Genomic DNA, 6,716 nt, shown 5'->3' with positions numbered 1-6,716 from the left:
TGGAAAACTCGCTCAAATTCAAATTAAGAAATTTATTCCCCTAGAGGGGAAAACTACTCTACGTCATTCTCCCAGTGACAAAAGAGTCGATCAGTTTCGGGTTCGTGGTTTAATTCACGATGTCAAGCCAGAAGCAGTGGTGGCTTATGTAGAACGCAATCACCTGCCTCCTAGAGGAAAAGCCAAAAGTTATCCATGGCAGCCTTTTTTGTTAAGTCTCCAGGGGTCTTTGCCAGAACCAGCAGAAAAGGATGATTTCTGGGAATTTTTTTGTAGACGAGTAGGGGAGCAACTCCACATAGAGGAAGCTCATCCAGTTAACGTAAATCTAGAAGACTCAAATTTCTATTCACATTACTCCGAAGAAAAAACTGACTATCAACCTCAACCAAGCCCTCAAACTAAACCCAATGAAGTTATCATGATTCAAGGCAGAAAACCCGAAATTACCGTCAAGTTTACCCAAAAACCTAATTTACCAGAGCAAGGCAAGAAAGTTACCTTACTACTAACTGGTGACAATGGCATAACCGTTCAGGCAGAACTTAATCGCAAGACCCTCAAAAAGCAAGTAGAAAAGATGGATAGCTTTGCTGATTGGGTAGCGGCTTTGAGTGGAAAGATAGCCAGGGTTTCTCCAGAAGGAGTAATTGAGTTAGAAGGTGCAGGAGTTAATGTATTTGAGAAAAAACCAAAAGTTACCGAATCAACTAAGCCAAAAGAGTCTGAGAAGCCTTCTAGCAACCCAGAAACAATTAAGCAAGAAAAATCACAACAACCTGCTCAAAAGCAGAATAAAGTGTTTCGTCTGATTGATTAGGATAGGTGTTGGTTGTAAGGAGTAGGGAGTAGCCCACAGGGGTAGGTTGTTTACCTCAGGGGCAAATGGGGAGTGTGGGAGGGGTGGGGAGATGGGGATATAGGGAAATGGGGAGATGAGGAGATGAGGAGATGAGGAGATGAGGAGATGAGGAGATAGGCAGATGGAGCGACAGGGAGATGGGGATATAGGCAGATAGGGAGATGAGTAGCCGTAGTTTCCAGAATTGGGATCAGTAACACTAGTCTGACTTGGCTCTTTTTTTTTGGTCACTTTTTTTGGGTGGTATCGGATATTTGTGTCTTAAGTACCTGTTCACAACCTCTTGATCACATCTTTAAGGTTTAATTTATCAATAAAGATTTTTATCAAGGTGATCAAGGTCTACTATAATAATCGAAGCTAAAAAAGAATATTTCTCAACTTTAACCCCATGACAATTAATCGACGAAAAATACTACAAATTACTGCTGTGGGTAGTTTAGGCACCCTAGCCGCTTCTAGTCTAATTCGCCCTGGTTCAAGCAAGGAGTTAATTGCAGCAGCTGGTAGAGATCCTTATGCTGCAGAGGTTGATCAGGGCTTAAGGTATTTCCGACAACAAGCTCAAGTACAGCTACCCCTTGTCGAAGACTTAGTGAAAGCAATTCGCAGTGGCAATTTGGAAAATGCCAAAGACGCCTATGTCAAAGCCCGTCCTCCTTACGAGCAAATCGAAACCTACGCAGCCAGCTTTGAAGAAACTGACCGGGATATTGATGCTCGCCCCTCTGCTTTTGATGGCGGGGAGGATAACCCAGAATTTAAGGGATTTCACCGGCTCGAAGTTCTCTTGTACCGGGAAGGGAAGGTGAAACCAGCGCTCCCTTATGCTAAAGAGTTGGTCGAGAGCGTCAAAACCCTAATCAAAGATTTAGATCAGCGGCAGAACTTCAATTCCACCTTGAACTTTGAGGGGATGATTGCTTTGGCGACAGAAGTAGTAGCCAAGAAGATTTGTGGCGAAGAAGAAACTTGGTCGGATCAGAGCCTGTTAATCTTCTCAGATAACTGGATCGGAATTTTCAGCCAGTATGCTCCTTATTCCCCAAGAGTGGCAGACAAAGACCCCAGTGTGGATCAAGAGGTTAAGGCAGCTTATAAAGCAGCAAAAGGCAAGCTTAAACCTTACTTCACCCAGGGCGAAGTCGCAGCTCAACCCTATAGTTCTCTCGACATTAGTCAGCGAAAAGATATTGTGGACGTCGGCTATCGGTTCCGCAGAGCGTTGTACAAAGCAGCAAAGGTTTTAGAACTACCCATTGGTTTTGAAGTTTAGGGAACGGTGGCACGGTGGCACGGTGTTAGCTGTTGGGTTTTGAGTTCATGGTTTTTGCCCTTAATCCTACTCATGCTTAATACCATTGGCCTAAGACGATCATGGCTATTCCGGTCAACGACCAGCAAAAAGCGCGGCAGAGAGTAATAAATGTAATCTCTGCCGCGATTCTGGCTCGTTATAAGACATAAGAGAAGATGTCTAGGATAGACATTATATGTATTGCTAAAATTTGTCAAGTGTTACCAAAGGGGTTTATTATAGAATTTCTGATCACATTAAACCCATTAGGGTGGTTATAGCCATCGGGGATTAAATCAAGCAGCATTGAGGCTTGAGTCCGTTACTAAACCATAAATGTAGTTTTACAGGCCATATTTAACCGCTATATGTACTGCATAAGTGGCCAATACTTAAGTCTTATTAAATCATAGTTAAATTGTACGATTTCAGATATAGCTCAGATACATAAGTCAAGTTTGAGCTAACTGACACCAGTAGATATTCCTATTTTAACAGAATTTTCCGCAACTATTAGAAAAACTAATGATAACTCTTATTTATAAAATAAAAACTGATGATAGGCATTGACAACAATTTTGGGTAATTTGGGATTAGGTTAAATCCCTGTAACTTTTGACATACAAGAGTTTTAGATATTTTTTGAATCTAACAAATGCTAATTATTAGCAATAAATATTACAAAATATTGCAACTTACTTTAAATTGCCTCTCTGATGCTGCACAATCGATTCATGTGATTTCACCTCAACCCTCGATAGGAGGTGGTGAAACAATGAAGCAATTAAGGATCGAGTAAGGATCGAGTATGCAAACATACGGTAATCCCGAGGTTAAATATGACTGGTGGGCTGGTAACGCCCGCCTGGCCAACTTGTCTGGCAAATTCGTAGCTGCTCATGTCGGCCAAGCAGCCCTGATCGTTTTTTGGGCTGGAGCATTTACTCTGTTTGAAATTTCTTGGTATGATCCCACCCTGCCAATGGGTGAGCAGGGGCTGATTCTGCTGCCCCACTTAGCTACTTTGGGCTGGGGTGTAGGCTCAGGCGGTCAGATAGTAGATACTTACCCCTATTTTGTGATTGGCGCTCTACACCTGATCTCCTCGGCTGTTCTGGGAGCGGGTGCTCTGTTCCATTCCGCTAAAGGTCCAGCACAATTGAAAGATGCTGGCGGTCGTGCTGCTAAATTCCACTTTGAATGGAATGACCCTAAGAAGTTAGGCTTTATTCTTGGGCATCATCTCATTTTCCTAGGAGTAGGCGCTCTGTTATTGGCGGCGAAAGCCATGTACTTTGGCGGATTATACGATGCCACAATTCATGATGTTAGGCTCGTTACCAGTCCAAATCTTAATCCATTGGCAATCTATGGCTATCAAACCCATTTTGCCTCGGTGGATAACTTAGAAGACTTGGTGGGCGGTCACATCTATGTTGGCTTGCTACTCGTTGGTGGTGGTATTTGGCACATCCTGATCCCACCACTGAAGTGGGCAAAGAATCTCGTCAGCTTCGAGGGAGAAGCAGTTCTTTCCTACTCTCTCGGCGGTATTGCTCTGGCAGGATTTGTAGCAGCTTACTTCTGCGCAGTTAATACCCTAGCCTATCCCGTCGAATTTTATGGTCCTGCCTTAGAAGTCAAGCTTGGTGTTTCCCCATATTTTGCCGACACTATTGAGTTGCCTTTGGGTGCCCACACTCCTCGCTGCTGGTTGGCCAATGCCCACTTCTTCCTAGCTTTCTTCTTTCTTCAAGGTCACCTATGGCATGCATTGCGTTCCATCGGTGTTGACTTTAAGAAATTTGAGGAAGGCTTGAATTAATTAGCTAGTAAAAAGCAGCCCTCTCTAGGTAGTAGGTGTTAGGTGCTGTCCAATCAATCTAACACCTACTAAACCAAAAATTTCCTGGGCTGCTGAGTAGCACTCTACCAAATTTATGTGTTAGATAGAGATACTCGGTTTTCATGACAACAAATAGTATTCCATCAGCAACTAATCCGGATTGGTTGCTTGGTAATGCCCGTCTTAGGGACTTATCCGGTCAATTATTAGGAGCTCATATTGCTCATGCTGGTTTGATTATGTTCTGGGCAGGCGCAACTACCATAGCGGAAATTTCCCAGCTTGTGCCTGGTCAGCCCATGTCTGATCAAGGATTAACCTTGTTACCCCACTTAGCCACTTTAGGCTGGGGTGTCGCACCCGGTGGTGTCGTCACAGATACCTATCCCTATTTTGTGATTGGGATTTTGCATCTAGCTGCATCCGCTGTTTTGGGTGCAGGTGGTCTATTTCATGTTTTTAGTGGTGTTGCAAATTTGAAAGATGGCAGTGGACGCGCCCCTAAATTCCACTATGAATGGACTGACCCCAAGAAGCTCAGCTTTATTTTAGGACATCATCTGATTTTCCTAGGTGTGGGTGCATTGTTGCTGGTAGCTAAAGCAATGGTCTTTGGTGGCATTTATGACGCTGCTGTTGGCGATGTACGTATCATTACCAGCCCAACGCTTAACCCAGTGACTATCTTTGGTTATCTCTTTGGCATTGTCGATGGGGCTTGGAATCCTCTGGGAATGGCAGCTGTCAATAATTTAGAGGATGTCATTGGTGGTCATATTTGGATTGGGATGATGTGTATTGGTGGCGGAATTTGGCATATTGTCTCCACTCCATTTAACTGGGCTAGGAGTGCCCTCCAGATTGAAGGAGAAGCAATTCTCTCCTACAGTTTAGGGTCTCTAGCCTTCATGGCTTTTGTGTCTGCTGCTTTTGTTGCTAACAACACTACAGTCTTTCCCACTGAATTTTACGGTTCTAACCGTCTGGTAGCAGCAAATATTCAGTTTTTCTTGGGACTCTTGTTCTTAGGGGGGCACCTGTGGCATGCTGTCCAAGCCCGTTCTGGCAGTGTATTAATGAGTACTCAAATTAAGTACTTACAGAAGCTGTCGAAATCCCAAGACAATCCAACGACAGAGCCTTCGTCATAATTTCTTTGAAAAAATACTTGCAAAATATTTGCATTAATTGGTATACTTAAAATGTAAGTTGCCATGTAGACGAGACACAGAGCCAGGGTTTCTTCTCTAGACAGGAAGCTAGTCCTCCTTATGGTAAACCAACAGCCAATCAGATCACTAGGGTGGTGATCTGATTTTTGTTTTTTAGCTATTTATTAAGAAATATTTTTATTAAAAATCCCAATTCCTATGAAATCAGAAACTTCATGGAAAACTGAAGCACCCGTCAGCCGTGGGCTATTTGCTACTTGAGGTGCTGACGTAAAAAAGATTAAACCAATGCTTAGTTGTTGTCTTAATGCAGCGCGGTCTTGGGGGTTTCCCCCAAGACCGTAATGGTGCGCTTATTTAAAAACTGTTCGCGTAAGGTGGCACAGGCTTCTAGCCTGTGATGTAGCGCATTAGCTGATAACTTATAACTTACGGTGACCTAACTTGCGTTCGCTTAGCGTGCCCTACGGCCAATCGCATCTGAAGCGGCAGAGCCGAACGCATTATCCTCAAACAATTTTAGACGTAGCTTGATGACTACACTTACATGGTCGTGAGTTAACCCTAGCAGGATTGAGAGTTGCCTCATAGTCATAACAATTGATTGCTTCTTCTGTTAGCGCCTTTGATGGATGCACTGTACACTTGAGGCGATAATCTCCAGTAAAAAAGGCGCAGCGACTACAGGGAATTTGATGCAATTGTCTCAGATGAGCGACACCGTCTAGAAAGGTGACCCTAATCCGCCATAATGCTATTCCGATTAATGTCCAAGCAGCTATGCAGCACAGAAACGTTAGTAAATTTTGAATAACCTGAGAAAGAAGTATCTCGAACATGCTTAACTACTAACTAATAAGATTTCAATTTATGGATGCTACAGATAGTTTAAGTATTCAGCTATCAGGTATAGCGCTACGCGCAAGGCAAAAGGCAAAAGGCAAGAGGCAAAAGTTCATGTGCATTAGCTTTTGCTGCTTCTATCAATGTCCTAACTTTAATGCGTAGTGCTATATTAACCCAAGGCTTTTAGCTGAACGCGCACGCGTGCACGTAGCGCATATGCTTACCTAACTACTAATCGCTAATGGCTCAGGGACTGGTGATGATAGGGATTCCCAAAACCGGACGATTTGCCGTCCTACTCGATTGGGATGAAAATAGTGGCAAAAGTGACCCCCTTCGGGATATTCCCATAAGCGATCGCATTCTTTTAACCAAGATTTCCATCCTTGCAAAGCATTAGAATCAACAATAATGTCATCTTTGCAACCACATACCATTAATGGCACTTGCACCGCTTTTGGTGGTACACTAACCCGTTTATATAGGGAATGAGGAGAGGGAGAAAAAGCTAAATCCTGCTCTAGGATGGTTACTAAACCTTTCGTGATACGGTGATTGTGATGACCAAAGAGGCTCTTAACCATTTGGCTAAGCAACACTTGGCGAGTGCAGGGTAAAAGTTGGAGCTGCACATAGTAGTGGGCTTGCCAGTCAACTGCAGGATTAACACCTACTGATAATAGAGTTAAAGAA

Annotated in this window: 6 protein-coding genes; 4 read left to right on the top strand and 2 right to left on the bottom strand. The window is 43.4% G+C overall.

The genetic code is table 11. The annotated features are described in order from the left end of the window. From F6K52_RS29475 to F6K52_RS29460, 4 genes are all read left to right on the top strand, one after another. Window positions 1-820, top strand: an 820-nt coding sequence (locus F6K52_RS29475; protein WP_293087112.1) for a hypothetical protein, incomplete at its 5' end; no start/stop codon positions are given. 433 nt (window positions 821-1,253) lie between these two features. Continuing rightward, on the top strand, window positions 1,254-2,138 hold the full coding sequence (locus tag F6K52_RS29470) for an EfeM/EfeO family lipoprotein (protein WP_293087109.1): 885 nt from the start codon (window positions 1,254-1,256) through the stop codon (window positions 2,136-2,138). 829 nt (window positions 2,139-2,967) lie between these two features. Further along, window positions 2,968-3,984, top strand: coding sequence for a chlorophyll a/b binding light-harvesting protein (locus tag F6K52_RS29465; protein WP_293087106.1), 1,017 nt, complete (start codon window positions 2,968-2,970; stop codon window positions 3,982-3,984). Between the two features lie 143 nt (window positions 3,985-4,127). Next, complete coding sequence (locus F6K52_RS29460; protein WP_293087103.1) at window positions 4,128-5,156, top strand: chlorophyll a/b binding light-harvesting protein; 1,029 nt, start codon at window positions 4,128-4,130, stop codon at window positions 5,154-5,156. Window positions 5,157-5,686: 530 nt separating this feature from the next. Here F6K52_RS29460 and F6K52_RS29455 read toward each other — a convergent pair. Both F6K52_RS29455 and F6K52_RS29450 read right to left on the bottom strand, forming a co-directional pair. Beyond that, the gene (locus tag F6K52_RS29455) at window positions 5,687-6,016 is read right to left on the bottom strand and encodes a hypothetical protein (RefSeq protein ID WP_293087100.1); all 330 of its coding nucleotides are present in this window, start codon (window positions 6,014-6,016) and stop codon (window positions 5,687-5,689) included. A gap of 231 nt (window positions 6,017-6,247) precedes the next feature. Continuing rightward, window positions 6,248-6,716: alpha/beta hydrolase (locus tag F6K52_RS29450; protein ID WP_293087096.1), on the bottom strand; the 469-nt coding region annotated here is incomplete at its 5' end.

The organism is Moorena sp. SIO3H5 (genome assembly GCF_010692395.1).
Lineage (GTDB): Bacteria > Cyanobacteriota > Cyanobacteriia > Cyanobacteriales > Coleofasciculaceae > Moorena.
The sequence above is the reverse complement of the archived record's forward strand: the minus strand, read 5'-3'. Positions and strand labels throughout refer to the sequence as shown.